Origin of the sequence: Pseudomonas sp. A1230 (assembly GCF_044218825.1) — a bacterium.
Lineage (GTDB): Bacteria > Pseudomonadota > Gammaproteobacteria > Pseudomonadales > Pseudomonadaceae > Aquipseudomonas > Aquipseudomonas iridis.
Genome location: NZ_CP162582.1, coordinates 5,392,479 through 5,410,156 on the forward strand (window position 1 = coordinate 5,392,479; position 17,678 = coordinate 5,410,156).

Annotated in this window: 14 protein-coding genes; 8 read left to right on the forward strand and 6 right to left on the reverse strand. The window is 59.4% G+C overall.

Annotation, left to right across the window (positions count from 1 at the left end; all coding sequences use genetic code 11):
• Positions 1 to 104: 104 nt before the first annotated feature.
• Genes AB4P97_RS25175 through AB4P97_RS25185 form a run of 3 tightly spaced genes read right to left on the reverse strand, consistent with a single transcriptional unit; the run spans position 105 to position 4,138 of the window.
• Entirely contained in the window at positions 105 to 1,715 is a 1,611-nt protein-coding gene (locus AB4P97_RS25175; protein ID WP_042557090.1) for an arylsulfatase, read from the reverse strand.
• 12 nt (positions 1,716 to 1,727) lie between these two features.
• Positions 1,728 to 2,543, reverse strand: coding sequence for an ABC transporter ATP-binding protein (locus tag AB4P97_RS25180; RefSeq protein ID WP_042557091.1), 816 nt, complete (start codon positions 2,541 to 2,543; stop codon positions 1,728 to 1,730).
• Positions 2,540 to 4,138 carry an ABC transporter permease gene (locus AB4P97_RS25185; RefSeq protein ID WP_042557092.1) on the reverse strand — a complete coding sequence of 533 codons (1,599 nt, stop codon included), beginning with the start codon at positions 4,136 to 4,138 and terminating at the stop codon, positions 2,540 to 2,542. Before AB4P97_RS25185 ends, AB4P97_RS25180 begins: the two co-directional genes overlap by 4 nt.
• A 408-nt stretch (positions 4,139 to 4,546) precedes the next feature.
• On the opposite strand from AB4P97_RS25185, the gene AB4P97_RS25190 reads away from it, so the two are divergent.
• Positions 4,547 to 5,560 (forward strand): ABC transporter substrate-binding protein, encoded by a 1,014-nt coding sequence (locus AB4P97_RS25190; protein WP_042557093.1) that lies wholly within the window; start codon positions 4,547 to 4,549, stop codon positions 5,558 to 5,560.
• Between the two features lie 96 nt (positions 5,561 to 5,656).
• Here the strand turns inward: AB4P97_RS25190 and AB4P97_RS25195 are convergent, their stop codons facing one another.
• Entirely contained in the window at positions 5,657 to 6,577 is a 921-nt protein-coding gene (locus tag AB4P97_RS25195) for a LysR family transcriptional regulator (protein ID WP_042557094.1), read from the reverse strand.
• 181 nt (positions 6,578 to 6,758) lie between these two features.
• Between AB4P97_RS25195 and AB4P97_RS25200 the strand changes: the two genes are divergently transcribed.
• Positions 6,759 to 7,679 carry a TauD/TfdA family dioxygenase gene (locus AB4P97_RS25200; RefSeq protein WP_047299276.1) on the forward strand — a complete coding sequence of 307 codons (921 nt, stop codon included), beginning with the start codon at positions 6,759 to 6,761 and terminating at the stop codon, positions 7,677 to 7,679.
• A gap of 107 nt (positions 7,680 to 7,786) precedes the next feature.
• On the opposite strand, the gene AB4P97_RS25205 is transcribed toward AB4P97_RS25200, so the two are convergent.
• Both AB4P97_RS25205 and AB4P97_RS25210 read right to left on the reverse strand, forming a co-directional pair.
• Positions 7,787 to 9,403, reverse strand: a complete 1,617-nt coding sequence (locus AB4P97_RS25205; RefSeq protein ID WP_042557096.1) for an alkaline phosphatase family protein — start codon at positions 9,401 to 9,403, stop codon at positions 7,787 to 7,789.
• Positions 9,404 to 9,616: 213 nt separating this feature from the next.
• The gene (locus AB4P97_RS25210; protein WP_042557097.1) at positions 9,617 to 10,561 is read right to left on the reverse strand and encodes a LysR family transcriptional regulator; all 945 of its coding nucleotides are present in this window, start codon (positions 10,559 to 10,561) and stop codon (positions 9,617 to 9,619) included.
• A gap of 165 nt (positions 10,562 to 10,726) precedes the next feature.
• On the opposite strand from AB4P97_RS25210, the gene AB4P97_RS25215 reads away from it, so the two are divergent.
• The 6 genes from AB4P97_RS25215 (at position 10,727) to AB4P97_RS25240 (ending at position 17,333) form a co-directional block, all read left to right on the forward strand.
• Positions 10,727 to 13,081, forward strand: a complete 2,355-nt coding sequence (locus AB4P97_RS25215; RefSeq protein ID WP_042557098.1) for a TonB-dependent receptor — start codon at positions 10,727 to 10,729, stop codon at positions 13,079 to 13,081.
• Positions 13,082 to 13,104: 23 nt separating this feature from the next.
• Positions 13,105 to 14,448, forward strand: coding sequence for an aryl-sulfate sulfotransferase (locus AB4P97_RS25220; RefSeq protein ID WP_042557099.1), 1,344 nt, complete (start codon positions 13,105 to 13,107; stop codon positions 14,446 to 14,448).
• Between the two features lie 190 nt (positions 14,449 to 14,638).
• Positions 14,639 to 14,965 carry a hypothetical protein gene (locus AB4P97_RS25225; protein WP_042557100.1) on the forward strand — a complete coding sequence of 109 codons (327 nt, stop codon included), beginning with the start codon at positions 14,639 to 14,641 and terminating at the stop codon, positions 14,963 to 14,965.
• 378 nt (positions 14,966 to 15,343) lie between these two features.
• On the forward strand, positions 15,344 to 16,159 hold the full coding sequence (locus AB4P97_RS25230; protein WP_395601755.1) for an energy transducer TonB: 816 nt from the start codon (positions 15,344 to 15,346) through the stop codon (positions 16,157 to 16,159).
• Positions 16,160 to 16,204: 45 nt separating this feature from the next.
• Positions 16,205 to 16,930: a MotA/TolQ/ExbB proton channel family protein gene (locus tag AB4P97_RS25235; RefSeq protein ID WP_042557102.1), complete on the forward strand. Its 726-nt coding sequence runs from the start codon at positions 16,205 to 16,207 to the stop codon at positions 16,928 to 16,930.
• A gap of 1 nt (position 16,931) precedes the next feature.
• Positions 16,932 to 17,333 (forward strand): biopolymer transporter ExbD, encoded by a 402-nt coding sequence (locus AB4P97_RS25240; RefSeq protein ID WP_003220570.1) that lies wholly within the window; start codon positions 16,932 to 16,934, stop codon positions 17,331 to 17,333.
• Positions 17,334 to 17,678: the final 345 nt, after the last annotated feature.

Here is a 17,678-nt window from a genome sequence, read left to right on the forward strand (position 1 = left end):
GGCAAGCCAGCTCCCACAGGTTTTTGTGTCGTCCATAATATTTATGAACGACATCGCTCCTTGTGGGAGCTGGCTTGCCAGCGATAGCGATATCTCAGGCAACCTCAATCCGGCTGAAACGGCGAAGCACTCAAAATCACCCCGGTCTCCTCGACATACTGCTGCCAATGCCCGATCAAGGTGCTGAGCTTGTCAGGCTGACTCAACGCCAGATCATGAATTTCTCCCGGATCATTGGCCAGATCATAAAGCTGCCACGTCGCCGGCCCCACCGGCCCGGGGATCCACACCGCTTTCCACGAACCCTGGCGAATCGCCCGGCGCCCGAACAACTCCCAACCCGTTACCGTGTGCTCGTCATGCACCTGCGCCGTCTCGCCAGACAAAAAGCCCAGCCATGATTTACCGCGCAACGGCGCCACCGGTTTGCCGTGCCACTGCTTGCCCGGATGACGCACGCCGGCCAGATCAAGAATTGTCGGGGTGATGTCCATCACCGTGCCGAAACCGTGACTGATCTGCCCTTTGAGCGAGAGTTGCGGATAGTGCAGCAGCGCCGGCACGCGAATCCCGCCTTCGGTGGTGAACGCCTTGAACAACCGCGATGGCGCTGTCGCCACCTGCGCCCAGTTCGGCCCGTACCAGACGTAGGAGTTGGCCCGGCCGATGTTGTCGAGGCTGTTGTCGTAGTGCTGGCTCAAATACGTCACCAGCTCCGGACCAAATTTCGGGAACGCTTCAAGCAGCGCGCCCTCGGCTCCGTTGTCGGACATGAACAGGATGAAGGTGTTATCCAGTTGGCCTTGCTGGCGCAAGTAATCGACGACCCGACCGATGTTCCAGTCCATGCGCTCGACCATCGCTGCGTAGACTTCCATCGCCCGCGCGGAAATCTGCTTTTGCTCAGGGCTCAGTGCATCCCATTGCGCGGTCAGCTGGACCAGCGGGTGGGGTTCGACGTCCGCTTCGATCAGCCCCAGTGCCTTGAGTTTTTCCAGTCGTTCGAGTCGCAAGACTTCCGGGCCTGCATCGTAGCGGCCACGGTATTTTTCAACGATGTCGGCCGGTGCCTGCAACGGCCAGTGCGGTGCGGAAAACGGCAGATAAGCGAAGAACGGCCGGGTCTGGTCGCGCTCCTTCAGGTACTGCAGCAGCTTGTCGCCGAAGGCGTCGGACGAGTAGAAATCCTTTGGCAATTCGTCGATGAACGTGTCGTCCTCGATGTACAGCGCCGGCGTGGATTTCAGCAGGCCGGGGGTTTGCTCATCGTAAGTCGGCTCGAAACCGTAATGGTTGGCCGCGCCTGGCAGCAGCGAGAACGAGCGCTCGAAACCCCGTGCATGAGGCGCCAGTTCGGCGGTCAGGCCGAGGTGCCATTTGCCGCTCATCAACGTCTGATATCCGGCCTCGCGCAGCAGCTCGGGGAGGGCCACGACGCGGTCATTCAGATAACCCTCGTAACCCGGCTTGCCGATCAGCTCCGGCGTCAGCGTTTCGGCCATGGTGCCGATGCCGGCAATGTGATGATCGGTGCCGGTCAGCAGCATCGAGCGGGTCGGCGAGCACGTCGGTGCGGTGTGAAAATCGGTCAGGCGCAGGCCGTTGCTGGCCAGTGCATCGAGGTGCGGCGTGGCGATTTCGCCGCCGAAGGCACCGATGTCGGAGAAGCCGAGATCGTCGGCCAGGATCACCAGAAAATTGGGGCGTTGCGGCATCGAAAGCTCCTCTCAGCAGGCAATGAACGACAGCGGCAGATCGCGGATCTGCACCGGTACGCTCGGTTGGTAATGGTCGTCACTGGTCAGTTCGTGCAGCAGTTCTTCACGCAACTGATGGAAGTCGAAACTGCTGCGCTGACGCGGATGCGCCAGGGCAATGTCGACCACTTGCTTGATGCGCCCCGGACGCGGCTCCATCACCACCACGCGGTCGGCCAGAAAAATCGCTTCTTCGACATCGTGGGTGACAAGGATCGTGGTGATTTTCGCGCGGGCACGGATCGCCAACAGCTCGTCCTGCATCTGCTGACGGGTCAGCGCATCGAGCGCACCGAAAGGCTCGTCGAGCAGCAGAATCCGCGGGCTGGCGACCAGGCCGCGAGCGATTGCCACCCGTTGCGCCATGCCGCCGGAGAGCTGGTGAGGATAGGCGCGGGTGAAATCGCGCAGGCCGACCAGATCAATGAAGTCGTTGATGCGTTGTTGCTTGTCTGCGGCGCTCAGCGGCTCATTGACCAGGCCGAGGCCGATGTTGTCGGCCACGGTCAGCCATGGAAACAAGCGGTGCTCCTGAAAGACGATGCCGCGCTCGCCACCGATGCCGCTGACGGCCTTGCCATCCACGCGGATCTGCCCGCGAAACTGCGTATCGAGGCCTACCAGCAAGCGCAACAGCGTGGATTTGCCACAGCCGCTGGAGCCGACGATGGCGACGAATTCACCCTCGGCGATGTCCAGGTTGAATTCGCGAATCGCCTCCAGTTCGAAACCGTCGACGTCGAAGGATTTGCCTACGTGGTTGAAGCTGACAATCGGTGCGTTCATGCGTGTCTCCAGCGGGTAGCGCGGATTTCCAGGCGTTGGCCAATAAGGTTGAGCAGGGCGCCGGTCAAACCGACGAGGAGCATGCCGGCCATGATCAGGTCCATGCGCAGCAGTTGTTGCGCGCCGATCATCTGGCTGCCGATGCCGCCGTTGGACGGCATGAAATATTCGGCGCCGATGGTGCCGAGCCAGGCGTAGATCAGGCTCAGGCGAAGCCCGGCGAAGATCCCCGGTGCGGCACCCGGCAGCACCAGTCGGCGCAAGCGCTGGCCGAGGCTCAGGCGCAGCACTTGCGCGGCTTCGTTGAGTTGCGGCGAGAGGTTGGCGACGCTGCGCTGCGTGGCGATAAACAGTGGAAAGAACGCGGCGAGGGCGACGAATACCCACTTGGCCAATTCGCCCAGACCGAACCACGCGGTGAGCAGCGGCACCCAGGCGAAAATCGCGATCTGGCGGAGCGCCGCAAGCGTCGGGCCGAGCAGGCGTTCGCTGAGGTGCGACAGCCCCAACAGCAGGCCGAGGGCGAAGCCAATTCCGCCGCCCAGCAGCAAACCACCAAGGGTGCGCCCAAGGCTCAGGGCCATGCCGGTGATCAGCGTTCCGTCGAGCAAGCCGTCCCACGTGGTGTTGAGCACGGCCAGCGGGCTCACCAGAATATTGGCGTCGACCCACTGCTGATCGCTCGCCAATTGCCACAGCACGAACAAGCCCAGCGGCAGCAACCACGGTTGCAGGCGCTGCCAGCCGTCATAGCGCGGGCCGCGACGAATTTCAGCGGTGGCCGGGTGCGGCCAGTGCACCAGTTTTTTATCCAGCAGCCCGATGCCGCGATCCATCGTGACGCCGATCAGACCGATGACCACGATGCAGACGAAAACGATGTCGAGCATGAACAGCTGCCGTGCCCAGACCATCAGGTAACCGATGCCTTCGCTGGAGGCGAGCAGTTCGACGGCCAGCAGCGACGTCCAGCCGGCGGCCAGCGCCAGACGTACACCGGCCATGAATGCGGGGAGGGTGGCAGGCAACACCAGACGACGAATCAGCAAATGCGACGGCAGGCGCAGTACGGCCGCTGCTTCACGCAGTTTCGGTTGCGCATCGCGTACGCCAACCAGTGTGTGCAAGGTCACCGGAACCACAATGGCTTTGATCAGCACCACCAGTTTCAACACTTCGCCGATACCGAAAAACACCATGAACAGCGGAATCCACGCCAGCGTCGGTACTTGCGCGAGGCCGGCGAAGGTCGGGAAGATCAAGCGTTCGAGGCGGCGACTGAAACCCAGTGCCGCCCCCAGAATCGCCCCGGCGCTGATCCCTGCCAGTAATCCCCAGAACAACCGTTGCAGGCTGATCCACAAGTGGCTCCACAACTCGCCATGAGACAGTTCGACTGCGCTGTTCCACACCAGTGACGGCGCCGGCAGGATCTGTTCGCTCATCCAGTGATTGCGCGCGGCCAGCCACCACAGGGTGAAGAGGCTAAGTGGCAGTAACCACGGCAACAGGCGTTGCTGCAGGCTTGGCCAAGGGCGCCGACTTTTTAGCGGCGGTGCGGGCAGCGGCAAGCTCAGCAGGGATTGACGGGCCATGGGTGACCTCCGTTGTCGGGTTGCATGGCTGACCGCTTTGCTTTTGTGGGAGTGGGCTTGCTCACGAAGGCGTGGTATCAGTCGCCGAATGTGTTGGCTGACAGGACGCCTTCGCGAGCAAGCCCGCTCCCACATTAGGGTTAGCGGTGTATGCAAAATTGATCTAATAAAATTCAAATTAATTCTATTGGGAGATAAGCAAGACCATTTAAGGCCTCCAGCGCGACGCGCATCCAATGCATTCGAAGAATATTTTCGATGCTGTTAATGCATACGCCGCTGTAAGCCCCATGGTTTCTTGCTTAGCTCCAAAAGCTATAAAAATGTGAATTTATAGTATTTAAGCGCAGGTGCTCCTTCGGCCTACTTTCGGCTCCTCAACGCCCGTCGTGATCAGGAGCTGCACCCATGAACCTTCCCTTCAAACGCGTTTTCAGTTTGTTCGCCGCCCCGGCTCTGGCGGGCTTGTTGGCCTTCACCGTCCATGCCGACGAACTCAAGGAAATCCGCATCGCCGTGCCCGACCTGAGCGCCGGCACCCAGCACAGCGGCGGGGGCGTGGTCGACGTATTGCGCGATCAGCAGATCTTCGAAAAGGCCTTCGCCGAACAGGACATCAAGGTTCAGTGGAGTTTCTTCAAAGGGGCCGGGCCGGTGATCAACGAGGCGTTCGCCAATGGTCAGGTCGATCTGGCGTATCTGGGTGATCTGGCGGCGATCATCGGCAAGTCCAACGGCCTCGATACGCGGCTGCTCAGCGCCAGTGCCCGCGGGGTGAAGCAGTACCTGGGCGTCGTGCCGGGCTCGGGGATCAAGACTTTGCAGGACCTCAAAGGCAAGCGCGTGGCGATCTTTCGCGGCACCGCAACGCAGCTGTCGTTCGATGCGGCGTTGGCCAGTCAGGGCTTGAGCGAGAAGGATCTGAAGGTGATCAACCTCGACTTCACCGGCGCGACTGCCGCACTGGCGGCCAGGCAGATCGATGCGTCGTGGGGTAGCTCCGGCCTGGCCGCGTTGCAGACCAAGGGCTTGGCCGAATTGCCGCTGAACACCAAGGATCTGGGCGGTGCTGGCAGCGTGCAGTCGGTTCTGGTGGGCAGCGGCAAGTTTGTCGATGCGCATCCGGAGGCCGTGAGCAAACTGCTCAAGGCGCAAGAGCAGGCCGTGGAATGGCTGACCCAGGACAGCAACAAGGCTGCGTACGTGCAGTTGGTCTCGGGACTGGCGAGTTATCCACCGGTGATCCTCACCGAGGATCTGAAAGATCAGAAGTTGAGCGAGATATTCCCGTCGACGCTGGACCCGGTGTTCCTTGGCAGTTTGCAGGACAAAGTTGATCTGGCAGCGCAGCAGAAGCTGATTCGCAAACCGTTCAAGGTGAACGATTGGGTGGCGCCTGAATTGGCGGCTGCCAAGCTCTGAATCTTTAGCGGCTGATCTGGCGCTTTCGCGAGCAGGCTCGCTCCCACATGGAAATGCATTCCAACTGTGGGAGTGAGCCTGCTCGCGAAGGCGTCTTCAAACGGCGACGCTGATTTCCTGCTTATCCACCGCCACCAGCGTCTCGATCATCGCTCTAGCTGCCGGCGACAAGCGAAACCCGGTGCGACTGACAATCCCGCAGCGTGCATTCATGCTCTCGAGGTTCTGCGGCAGATTGCGCCAGTGCAACAACGCCAGCGAACCCTGGGCAATGTCCTCGTAAAACGCCTCTTCCGTGCCGATGCCAATGGCATTCGATTGCAGCACTACCTTCACCAGTGCCGGAAAATGCTCGGTCTCGATAGTCGGTGAGAAATCGATCCGGCCACTGAGGTTCGCCAGCAGTTTGCGAATGCCCGGCGGGATCAATGTGGTCGCCAGCGGGTAATCGAACATGTCGTTGGTCGACAGGCTTTCCTTGGCCAGCAACGGATGCCCCGGCCGGCAGAAAAACACCCCGCGCTTGGGCGTCAGCGGTTGGGTCTGGAAGTTCGGGTCCGATTCGAAATGACGGATGTCGGCAATGAAAAATTCGATCTCTTCGCGACTCAGCGCACGGCTGAGTTTTTCCCAGTTATCCACCTGAAAGCAGGTGCGCACTTTCGGGTGCGCATTGATGAATTGCGCCACCGCGTCAGGCACCAGTTTCACCGCTGGCGCCGGACCACAACCGAAGTGCACCTCGCCGGCATCGAGCTTGGTCATCTGTGTCACTTCCGCGCTGAGCAGCGCCGCGCCCTGCACCAGGCTGAGCGCGTGTTGCAGCACCACCTGGCCTTCGGGCGTGGGGCGCAGATCCTTGTTGCCGCGATCCACCAGCACGCAACCGAACTCTTGCTCCAGCCCTTGAATGCTGCGGCTGAACGCCGGTTGGGTGATGCCCATCGCGTCCGCCGCACGGACAAAACTGCGGTGTTCGTTGAGGGCGATGAAATAGCGCAACTGGCGAAGATCCATATGCTTTTCCGGCATCCTAAAAATAGCTCGAAGGCATTTGCGAGGAGGGTTGCCAGAGGTTTTAAATGCAAGCTCTTATTCCGTCAACGAAGCATGTGAATATCTATTAGATGTAAATGGAATATAGATAGAGCGTTGTTTCGCTGCCGTCCAACCGTAAGCAGTCGATGAGGGTCTACCCATGAGCAATGCCGCACTCGCTGTAAAACCCGCTGTCCACGCGCTGGAAATTCATCCGGTGGCCGGCCGAATCGGCGCCGAGATCCGTGGCGTGCACCTGTCCGGTGAGCTGGACGCCACCACGGTCGAAGCCATTCAACAGGCACTGATTCAGTACAAAGTCGTGTTCTTCCGTGAGCAAACCCAGCTCGACGATCAGCGTCAGGAAGCCTTCGCCCATCTGCTTGGCGAGCCAGTTGCGCACCCGACCGTACCGGTGCGTGACGGCACCCGTTATCTGCTGGAACTGGACGGTGCCGAAGGCCAGCGCGCCAACTCCTGGCACACCGACGTGACCTTCGTCGACGCTTACCCGAAAGCCTCGATCCTGCGCTCGGTGGTGGCTCCGGCCTTCGGTGGCGACACCCTGTGGGCCAACACCGCGACCGCCTACAACGAACTGCCGACCGAGCTGCGTGAACTGGCAGACAAACTGGTCGCCGTGCACAGCAACGAATACGACTACGCCGGCGCCAAGCCTGACGTCTCGGCCGAGAAGCTTGAGCGCTACCGCAAGATCTTCACCTCGACCGTTTACGAGACCGAGCACCCGGTGGTGCGCGTACACCCGATCAGCGGTGAGAAGAGCTTGTTGCTGGGGCACTTCGTCAAGCGCATCAAGGGTTACTCGCAAGCGGATTCGGCGCACCTGTTCGGGTTGCTGCAGAGCCATGTGATTCGTCAGGAAAACACCGTGCGCTGGCGGTGGAAGGCCGGTGATGTGGCGATCTGGGATAACCGTTCGACGCAGCATTACGCGATTGATGACTACGGCACGCAGGATCGGATCGTGCGCCGGGTGACGCTTAAAGGTGAGGTGCCGGTGGGGGCGTCAGGGCAGCGCAGCCAGATCATCAAAGGCCCTGATATCGGCGGCGTCTGATCTGGCCCCATCGCTGGCAAGCCAGCTCCCACAGTGGAAAGTGTTGAACACAATGGATGTGTAAAACACAAATCCTGTGGGAGCTGGCTTGCCAGCGATGCTTTTAACTACCACACACCAATCTGAACAACCTTCTCGGCTTCCGGCTCTCCATAACGAAAGCGCTGCCCCCTTAAATCAATCTCCTGATGACTGATCGTGGTCCGCCGTTTCAACCCGCGCACCCACTCGAACAAATGCCCCGCATGCTCCTCGCGCACCGCCGCATACGCCGGGTCATCACCCAGATCACGCAACTCCTGCGGATCATTCAACAGATCAAACAGCTGCGGCCGGAAGCCGTCATACGCCAGGTATTTCCAGCGTTCGCTGCGCACCATGGTCATGCGGCAACGGTCGATCGGTTGTCCGAGTCGCTCCCGTGCCGGAGCCTGGAAGGCGTAGTCGTATTCGCTGATTGCATAGCGGCGCCAGTCTGGATTTTTACCGTGCAGAAGCGGGATCAACGAACGCCCTTCAAGCCGATGTTCTGCCCCCGGCAATCCCAGCGCCTGAAGAAACGTCGGCAGCGCATCGATGGTTTCCGCTAGCCGATCATCCACCGTTCCCCGAGTGACATCCGCCGCCGCCCGCGGGTCGCGCACGATCAGTGGCACGCCCACCGCCTGCTCCAGCAAGAACTCCTTCTCGCCCAGCCAGTGATCGCCGAGGAAGTCGCCGTGATCGCTGGTGAACACGATCAACGTGTCATCCCAGCGGCCATTGCTCTGCAGAAAATCGAAAAGTCGCCCCAACTGATCATCCACTTGCTTGATCAGGCCCATGTAGGTCGGTATTACATTCAATCGTACTGAATCGCGGGAGAAGTTGAGGCTTTCCTCATGCTGGCGAAAGGCAGTGTATACGGGGTGTTTGCTGGCTTCGGAGGGCGTCGCGCGGACCGGTTCGAGAATCGATTTCGTACTGTACAAGGCGTGGTATGGCGCCGGTACGATGTAGGGCCAGTGCGGTTTGATATACGAAAGGTGTAAACACCAGGATTTCTCACCTTGCTCGGTGATGAAGTCGATGGCTCGATTTGTAGTGTAGACAGTCTCTGAGTGTTGCTCGGGAATTCGTGCTGGCAAATGCGCATGACGCATTTGCCAGCCACTGAGGATTTCACCGTGCTCGCCTTCGGCAGCGTTGGCCCAGTCGTGCCAGGGGTTGCGGCCGTCGAAACCGTGTTCGCGCAGGTAATGGGTGTAAGGCGCTAATTCGCGTTTGTCGTCGAACAGCGGGTCGTCGGGGAAGATGCCGTCGTGACGGAAGTAGGGTTCGAAGCCGACCTCGTTGAGCACTTCGGCCTGCTCGCTGTCCGGGTTGATGGCCAGACGCTGCAAGGCATCGACATTCGCCGTGGCGTGGGTCTTGCCGACCAGCGCGGTACGAATGCCGTGAGGGCGCAGGTAATCACCGATGGTCAGTTCTTCCAGCGGCAACGGCACCGCGTTCCATGCCACTTGATGGCTGCTGACGTAGCGTCCAGTGTAGGCCGACATCCGTGACGGTCCGCAGATCGTGCCTTGGGTGTAAGCGCGGCTGAAACGCACACCGGCTGCGGCCAGGCGATCGATGTTCGGCGTGTGCAAATGGGGGTGGCCGTAGCAGGACAGGTAATCGCGGCGCAGTTGATCGCACATGATGTACAGCACGTTGCGCACGGGTTGTTCAGGATGGGACATGGGGTTCACCGGTCAGAGAGACAGGCGAGGGTTTTCGCTTTCGGTGGGGGTGTTCGGCAAGTGCATTTGGGGAATGGGTTTTATGCAGTGGATGCATCGGTGTGAGTGGCGACGCCATCGCTGGCAAGCCAGCTCCCACAAGTCCCGGTTGAACACATTATTTCTGCCAGACGCACATCCTGTGGGAGCTGGCTTGCCAGCGATAGCGGTAGCTCAGACAGCCAGGTTCTCAAGTGAACACACCTCCTCATCCACCGCATCAATCTCTTTGATCTGCACAATCATCGCCTCAGCCAACGGCGACAACCGATACCCCGCCCGACTGACAATCCCGTAGCGGGTGTACAACTCCTCCAGATCGTCCGCCAACCCTTCGATCTTCAAACACAGCAGATCACCCTTGGCCTGATGCAACGCATCGGAGTACGCGCCAACAATCCCGATCGCATCCGAACGCAGCACCACACTCAACAGGCTGGAGCTGTTTTCACACTCCACATTCGGTGTGAAATCCGGGCGACCACTGAGGTCGACGATGACTTTGCGCAGGTTCGGCGGACGAATGCTCACCGCCAGCGGATAGCTCATCAGTTGTTCGGCGGTAACCCGCTCAAAACCTGCCAGTGGATGCCCCGCACGGCAGCAGAAATGCCATTTGCGCGGGCGTAACCGGTACGTCAGGTAATCCGGATCGGCTTCAAAGTGTCGGGTGTCGGCGACAAAAAATTCGAACTCTTCGCTGAGCAGGCGCTTGCTCAGACTCTGCCAGTCATCGACCTGGAACTGCACCCGCGCTTTTGGATATCGGCCAATGAAGCTGCCGATGGCACGCGGAATCAATCCCGCTGCCGGCGCGGGGCCGCAACCGAAGCGCAATTCTCCCGCCTCCAGGCCATTGAACTGGCTGATCTCGTTGGCCATTTGCTGCGCACCGCTGACCAGCCGCCGCGCATGTTCGAGCAGCACCTGGCCTTGCTTGGTCGGCGGCAATTCCTTGCGCCCGCGATCAACCAGCTGGCAGCCAACGCTGTGTTCCAGTGCCTGAATACTGCGACTGAACGCCGACTGCGACAGGTTCACCGCCTGCGCGCCGGCGACGAAGCTGCGTTGGTCAGCCAAGGCGATGAAGTGACGAAGTTGGCGCAAGTCGATATGCATTTTTCACATAAAAAATATCCGGGAAATGCATTGGATATGCATTACGTCGACTCCTTATAAAGGCAATCTCTTATGCAGTAAATATTTGTAAATCCATAAATAAATAACTTAAAAGAATATGCAGCGCTGACGATGTCTGTGTGTTTTTTGACCAGGAGCCGCGCCATGAGTCCGTTGAACCTTGCGTCACCCCTAACACCACAACGGCTCAAACGCCTGCCTCTGGCCCTGTTACTGGCAGGGAGCGCCAGCTGGACTCACAGCTACGCCGCCGATTCGGAAACCCCGGTGCCGGCCGGCAAGCCGGCGGCCAACAGTTCACAACTGGAAACCGTGACGGTCACCACCCGCCGCCGTGAAGAAAGTTCGCAAGATGTGCCGACGCCGATGAGCGTGGTCAGCGGCCAGAATCTGGAAACTCAACGCGTCTACCGCATCCAGGATTTGCAGCAGCTGGTGCCGAGCGTCAACGTCGCCTACATGCACGCCCGCCAGTCCAGCGTGTCGATTCGCGGCCTGGGCAACAACCCGGCCAGTGATGGTCTGGAAGGCAGCGTCGGCCTGTACATCGACAACGTTTACCTGGGCCGCCCGGGGATGGCGGTGTTCGATCTGATGGACATCGAGCAGCTCGAAGTTTTGCGTGGCCCGCAAGGCACGTTGTTCGGCAAAAACACCACCGCCGGGGTGATCAACATCAGTACCCGTGCGCCGACGTTTACACCTGAACGCAGCATTGAAACCTCGGTCGGCGAGGACGGTTACTTCCAGACCAAGGGCACTATTTCCGGGCCGCTCAACGATCAACTCGCTGGGCGTTTTTCCGCCTATCGCACCCGCAGCGATGGCGACATCAAGAATGAATACGACGGCCATGATCTGAACGGCGGCTCGCGCGACGGCTTCCGTGCACAGTTGCTGTTCAAGCCCAACGAAGATTTCAACCTGCGCTGGATCGGCGATTACAACGAAGAGGATTCCAGCGCCGGCACCCGCGTGCTGTACAGCACCGGGCCGACCATCAATGGCGTCAATCTTTACCAGTCGCGAGCCAATGCCGCTGGTGCGACGCTGGTCAACGGCTCGCACCGCAAGGTCAATCTGGACAACGATCAGCACGTCACCGTGCATCAGGGCGGCACCTCGGTCGAAGCGAACTGGACGCTGCCAAGTGACTTCACCCTGACCTCGATCAGCTCCTACCGCTTCTGGAATTTCACCCCGCGCAACGACGACGGCCTCAACGTGCCGGCGAGCTATAACGCCGGGGTTTCGGTGGAAGACAAACAGTATTCGCAGGAATTTCGCCTGGCCTCACCGAAGGGCGAGTTCTTCGATTACGTCGTAGGTGCGTACTACTTCGGCAACAACCTGGACAACAAATCCTTCGCCTATTACGGCCCGCAGGCTGATATCTGGAACGGCACGCCGGCCGGTGCGCTGGCCAACGTGACCAGCGTCGGCAACGGCCACATCAAGACCGACAGCTTTGCACTGTTCGCCCAAGGCACCTGGCACCTCACCGAGCGCCTGGACTTCACCGCCGGGGTGCGCGGCACTTATGAAGAAAAAAGTGCTTGGGTTACGCGCAATGCTCCGGTCGGCGGTGCGACTGTCGCCGGTGCTGCCGCAACGGCGCGGCGTGGTCGTGCCGGCGCTTACGATTCCGGCGACTTGAATCAGTACAGCTCCAGTCCGTCCGGGTTGCTCAACCTCAGCTACCGGATCACCGATGATGTGCTCGGCTACGCAACGCTGTCCCACGGCGAGAAATCCGGCGGGGTCAACCTTGCGGTCGGCTCGGCTCCGGTGGCCGGCGCCGACTCTTTGTTGATCGGCACCGAGCGCGCCAACAACGCCGAACTCGGTTTCAAAAGCACGCTGTGGGACCACCGTCTGCAACTCAATGCCAACGTGTTCTGGACTCAGGTCAACGCCTACCAGACCAACGCCTACGACGCCGAAAACCGCGTGCAATACCTGACCAACGCCGGTTCCGTGCGCTCGCGCGGGGTCGAATTCGAGAGCACGGTGATCCCGCTGCGCGGCCTGACCCTGAACATCAACGGCTCCTACAACGACGTCAGCTACCTCTCCTATAAAGATGCGCCATGCCCGCCGGAAGTCAGCCAAGCGCCAGGCGCTCCGGCCTCTTGCGATCTCAGCGGCCATCAAGTGGTCGGTGCCTCGAAATGGATCGGCAACGCCAACGGCGAATACAAATGGAATCTGGATAACGGCTTCGAACCCTACGTCACCGCCAGTTATGCGTTCCGCTCGAAAGCCGTCGGCACGGTCGAGGATTCCGACTACGGCCAGATCCCGAGCTATGCGGTGGTCAACTTTTCCACCGGCCTGCGCGGTGACTTCAACCAAGGCCAGTGGGACATCTCGCTGTGGCTGAAAAACGCCTTCGACAAAACCTACTACACGACCCTGTGGACCGGCGGCAACGGCGGCTATGAAGGCCTGCTCGGCACACCGCGAACCCTCGGCGTCACTGGCCGCTATGACTTCTGATTGACCCTTCAAGGAGCTGCATCATGTTGCCCATCAAAAGCGCTTTACCGCTGTTGTTGTCCGGCGCGGTGTTGAGTAGCGGCGCCTTCGCCGCACCCAGCGTCTACCCCACGGGCGTTACCCGTTATGACCCGGACAAGGCGTTCAATCAGTACGTGATCTTCAGCGGCGCCGACAAGCAGACGCACCTGATCGACATGAACGGCAACGAGGTGAAAACCTGGCCACAGGCGGGTTTCCCCTCGGCGATCATCGACCCGCAATTGGTCGGCGGTGAGCGTGGACACGTGTTGCTGCAACTGAGCGACAAGGATCCGGGCAAGCTCGGTTCGGCCGGCAACGGCCTGGGCAACCAGAGCGTCGGCGAACTGGACTGGAATGGCAAAGTCGTCTGGCAGTGGGGCGACAACGCACCCGGTGGTGCGGCGCAGCAGCATCATGACCAGCGCCGCTTGAGCAACGGCAACACCGTGGTGCTGGCCAACAAGGTACACAAGGTCAAAGGTTTCAAAGTGCCCGAGGTGATTGACGATGCAATCTACGAAGTCGGTGCCGATGGCGCGGTTAAATGGCAATGGCTGGCCTCCGAGCACCTCAACGAGTTTGGCTTCACGGCCGAGCAATTGAAACTGGTGCGCGCCAGTGACAATCCCGATTACCTGCACATCAACAACCTCAGTCTGGTCGGGCCGAACAAGTGGTTCGATGCCGGTGACAAACGCTTCAATCCGGACAACCTGCTGATCGATTCACGCAACGCCAATTTCATCGCGATCATCGACAAGAACAGCGGCAAAGTGGTCTGGCGTCTGGGGCCGAACCTGCCGCTGATCAACCCGAAAACCGCGCAGACTCTGCCGCGCCCGGTGGATCAGTTTGTCGGTCAGCATGACGCCCACATCATCCCGGCCGGATTGCCCGGCGCCGGCAATCTGCTGGTGTTCGACAACCAGGGCTCGGCGGGTTATCCGAACGTGACGCTCGGGCTGATCTCCGGCTCGCGGGTGCTGGAAATCGACCCGCTGAAAAATGAGATTGTCTGGCAGTACAGCGCGGCCAATTCGAAGCAGCCGGGCTGGGCGTTTTACAGCTCATTTATCAGCAGCGCACGGCGCTTGCCCAACGGCAATACGCTGATCGACGAAGGTATGAACGGGCGGTTTTTCCAGGTTACAGCCAAGGGTGAGAACGTCTGGGAATACGTCAGTCCCTACCTCGGCAAAGCCCCGGGTAGTGACGCAAGCAGCAACTGGGTCTATCGAGCGCTGCCTGTGAGTTATGACTGGGTGCCTGCCGGAACGCCGCGCTCCGAGACGGCCGTCATTGCGCCGGCCGTTGGCGTGCAGCAGACCAATGCCAGTCGTTAGTTGAAATGGAATTAATGCTCGACCGATTGGCGATAAGTTATGAGTAACTTGAACAGTGCTTATTGCAATTTCGTTTGTAAGTGGCGTGGACAATATTTGAATGTCCAACCATTCTGACTGTCGTGAGTTTCCAGGAGGAAACTTGCTCTCATCGGAAGACACTTATCCCAACGATAAAGGAAGTCGAATTATGTCGAGCATTAATGGCACTTATGTAAACGCGAACGCTGGCGCCAAACTGACGATTACCGATGGCAACGATTCCAACGGCACCTTCAGCGGTACCTTCAGCCAGGGCGGCGTCAACTATGACGTCAGCTACGGGCATTACCATTTCCAGAACAGCACCGGACAACCCACCACCATTACGTTTGTCGGTCTGAATGGTAATAGCGGGTTTCAGGCGTGGTCATTGTTTTCTCCCGATCATAATTACGCGAGAGTTCGCGCAGCCGGTTCCCGTACTAACTTTGACGGTGAAGTCGTGACGCTGGCAGGGGAGTTTGTCAAGCAGTAACTCAGTTGAAATATATAAAGGCCGGTGTACGAAAGTGCATCGGCTTTTTTATTGCTGACGATAAATTCGTCAACTATCGAATGTGTATTAATTGTCCTGCCAAACCCGGTCAGGCGAAATCGATGCGTTGCGTGAATACTTTCAATGCCTGAAAAGCATGCATTTTTTCACACATCGCTGCAGCCCTTGTGGCGCGTGGCTTTGCTGGAAATGATCAATTCACATATTCCATAAAAGCCTATGCATAACGTTAAAGATTACTTTCGGAGATAAGCGTCAAGCCCAATGATTCACCCAGTGATCTGCCGTGGGGGATTCAACAAACGGCAGCTCAGCCTTTTTGTAGAGAACGCAAAAAAGACCGCAGGGAGTGAATCAATGGGCAATGTCCAGACCGCCGCCAGCGCACAGGAATTGCTGTGGCGTCAGACGCCGAGTGGCGAATTGGTCGATCTCGGCCGACCGCATCGCGTGCCGTTGGGGCAGTTGCGTTTGCAGCGCGCGCCCAAAGGCATTCTGAGTCGCCGCGAGACGATTCTGCTCGGTGTGCTGGCGTTGGTGGTGCATGGCGTGGTGATCTACTGGGTCAGCCAGAAGCCGACGCCGGTGTTGCCGATTGTGCCGCCGGAAATTCCACCGATGACCATCGAGTTTTCGCGCCCGGCACCACCCGCGCCACCGGTTGTCGAGCCACCACCGCCTGCGCCTGTGGTCGAGCCACCGCCGCCGGTAGAAGACGAACTGGCGGTAAAGCCACCACCGCCCAAACCTATTCCGAAACCCAAGCCGAAACCTGTGGCTAAACCGGTTCCGAAACCGGCGCCAAAAGCTGTTGAACAACCACCGGCACCGCCCCAACCGGCAGCACCGGCCGTCGCCCCAGCTCCACCTGCACCACCCGCGCCGGCACCGGTGACACCGGCGTCAGCCAACGCCGCCTACCTGAAAAACCCCGCGCCGGAATATCCGTCGCTGGCTCAGCGTCGCGGCTGGGAAGGCACGGTGTTGTTGCGCGTGCATGTGCTGGCCAGCGGCAAACCGGGCGAGATTCAGATTCAGAAAAGCAGTGGCCGGCAACAACTCGACGACGCAGCGCTGAACGCCGTGAAACGTTGGAGTTTTGTCCCGGCCAAGCAGGGTGATGTCGCCCAGGACGGCTGGGTCAGCGTGCCCATCGATTTCAAGATTCATTAAACCGAAACCAAATTCGCGCTAAACGTTTACACGAGGGAACACATCATGACGTTACTGGCATCTCCACTGGAATCCATCGAAAGCGCGGTGATCTGGCTGCTGGTGGTTTTTTCCGTCGCCACCTGGGGTCTGGCACTGCTCAAGGCTGTGCAGTTCGGCCGTCTGAAAGCACAGGATCGGCGCTTTCATAAACGCTTCTGGGCGGCGTCGAGTCTGGATTCCGCCGCCGAGTTGAGCGAAACCCAACCCGGCGCAGCAGCGCGGGTGGCACAGGCCGGTTACGCGGCGATTCAGGTTGGTGAGGCGCCGCAGACGAATGATTTGAGCCAGGCGATCAACCATCAGGATCGACTGGAACGTGCCTTGCGTCAGCAGATTGTCCGCGAACGGCGTTCGCTGGAGACCGGTCTGGCGGTGGTTGCGAGTATCGGTAGTACGTCGCCGTTCATTGGTCTGTTCGGCACGGTGTGGGGAATCATGGAAGCGTTGAAAGGCATCAGCGCGGCAGGCTCGGCGAGCCTGGAAACGGTGGCGGGTCCGATCGGTGCGGCACTGGTTGCGACCGGCGTGGGTATCGCCGTCGCGGTACCGGCAGTGCTGGTTTACAACTACTTTCTGCGGCGTTTGAAACTGACCGCCGCCGATCTGGATGACTTCGCCCACGACTTCTACAGCCTGGCGCAGAAGAGTGCGTTCCGCGTGCTGATTCATCCGACGGCGCACAAGGTTGCAGCGCAAGGCAACGCGGCAAAAGTGAAGGAGGCGTCCTGATATGGCCTTCTCCACGCAAGACAGTGATGAGGTGCTCAGCGAGATCAACGTGACGCCGCTGGTGGACGTGATGCTGGTGCTGCTGGTGGTGTTTATCGTCACCGCGCCGCTGCTGACCAACGCGATACCGATCAACCTGCCGAAGACCGAAGCGGTAGCGCCGGTCGAGCAGAAAGACCCGCTGGTGGTGAGTATCGATGGCGCCGGCAAGCTGTTTATCAACAAGGATGAGATTCAGCCGGACTTGCTCGAATTCAACCTCAAGTCGGCCAAGGCCAAGGACCCGGAAGTGCGCGTGCAATTGCAGGCGGATGACGGGGTGAACTACGGGGAAGTGGCGCGGGCCATGGCCTCGATCGAGCGGGCGGGGATTACCAAGTTGTCGGTGATCACTGCGCGTTAACAGAATTTACGTTTTTCCGGGGCCGTCTCCTTGGCAGGGTGCGGCCCTTTTTTTATTTCTCGCGGGGGAGAAAAGCCCCTCACCCTAGCGCTCCCAAAACGTCGGACCGCCCAGAGGGAGAGGGAACTGACCGCGTTGTTTGGCCGCTATACATCGACATGACAAATCCAGTCGAACTCAGGATTTGAAAGGCCAGGAGATCGGCTCCATTTCCCCTCGCCCCCATGGGGGAGAGGGCTGGGGTGAGGGGGAAAAGATTTCAAGCCATGCACAAATCTCATATTCATTTCAGGTCTTAATAAATAGCTTCTTATTCCTTAACGAATATAAATCCCGTCCCTATAC

Excerpts from the sequence above, each read along its gene's own strand:
- AB4P97_RS25175 (WP_042557090.1), bottom strand. The coding sequence starts at position 1,715 with ATGCCGCAACGCCCCAATTTTCTGGTGATCCTGGCCGACGATCTCGGC.
- AB4P97_RS25180 (WP_042557091.1), bottom strand. The coding sequence starts at position 2,543 with ATGAACGCACCGATTGTCAGCTTCAACCACGTAGGCAAATCCTTCGAC.
- AB4P97_RS25185 (WP_042557092.1), bottom strand. The coding sequence starts at position 4,138 with ATGGCCCGTCAATCCCTGCTGAGCTTGCCGCTGCCCGCACCGCCGCTA.
- AB4P97_RS25190 (WP_042557093.1), top strand. The coding sequence starts at position 4,547 with ATGAACCTTCCCTTCAAACGCGTTTTCAGTTTGTTCGCCGCCCCGGCT.
- AB4P97_RS25195 (WP_042557094.1), bottom strand. The coding sequence starts at position 6,577 with ATGGATCTTCGCCAGTTGCGCTATTTCATCGCCCTCAACGAACACCGC.
- AB4P97_RS25200 (WP_047299276.1), top strand. The coding sequence starts at position 6,759 with ATGAGCAATGCCGCACTCGCTGTAAAACCCGCTGTCCACGCGCTGGAA.
- AB4P97_RS25205 (WP_042557096.1), bottom strand. The coding sequence starts at position 9,403 with ATGTCCCATCCTGAACAACCCGTGCGCAACGTGCTGTACATCATGTGC.
- AB4P97_RS25210 (WP_042557097.1), bottom strand. The coding sequence starts at position 10,561 with ATGCATATCGACTTGCGCCAACTTCGTCACTTCATCGCCTTGGCTGAC.
- AB4P97_RS25215 (WP_042557098.1), top strand. The coding sequence starts at position 10,727 with ATGAGTCCGTTGAACCTTGCGTCACCCCTAACACCACAACGGCTCAAA.
- AB4P97_RS25220 (WP_042557099.1), top strand. The coding sequence starts at position 13,105 with ATGTTGCCCATCAAAAGCGCTTTACCGCTGTTGTTGTCCGGCGCGGTG.
- AB4P97_RS25225 (WP_042557100.1), top strand. The coding sequence starts at position 14,639 with ATGTCGAGCATTAATGGCACTTATGTAAACGCGAACGCTGGCGCCAAA.
- AB4P97_RS25230 (WP_395601755.1), top strand. The coding sequence starts at position 15,344 with ATGGGCAATGTCCAGACCGCCGCCAGCGCACAGGAATTGCTGTGGCGT.
- AB4P97_RS25235 (WP_042557102.1), top strand. The coding sequence starts at position 16,205 with ATGACGTTACTGGCATCTCCACTGGAATCCATCGAAAGCGCGGTGATC.
- AB4P97_RS25240 (WP_003220570.1), top strand. The coding sequence starts at position 16,932 with ATGGCCTTCTCCACGCAAGACAGTGATGAGGTGCTCAGCGAGATCAAC.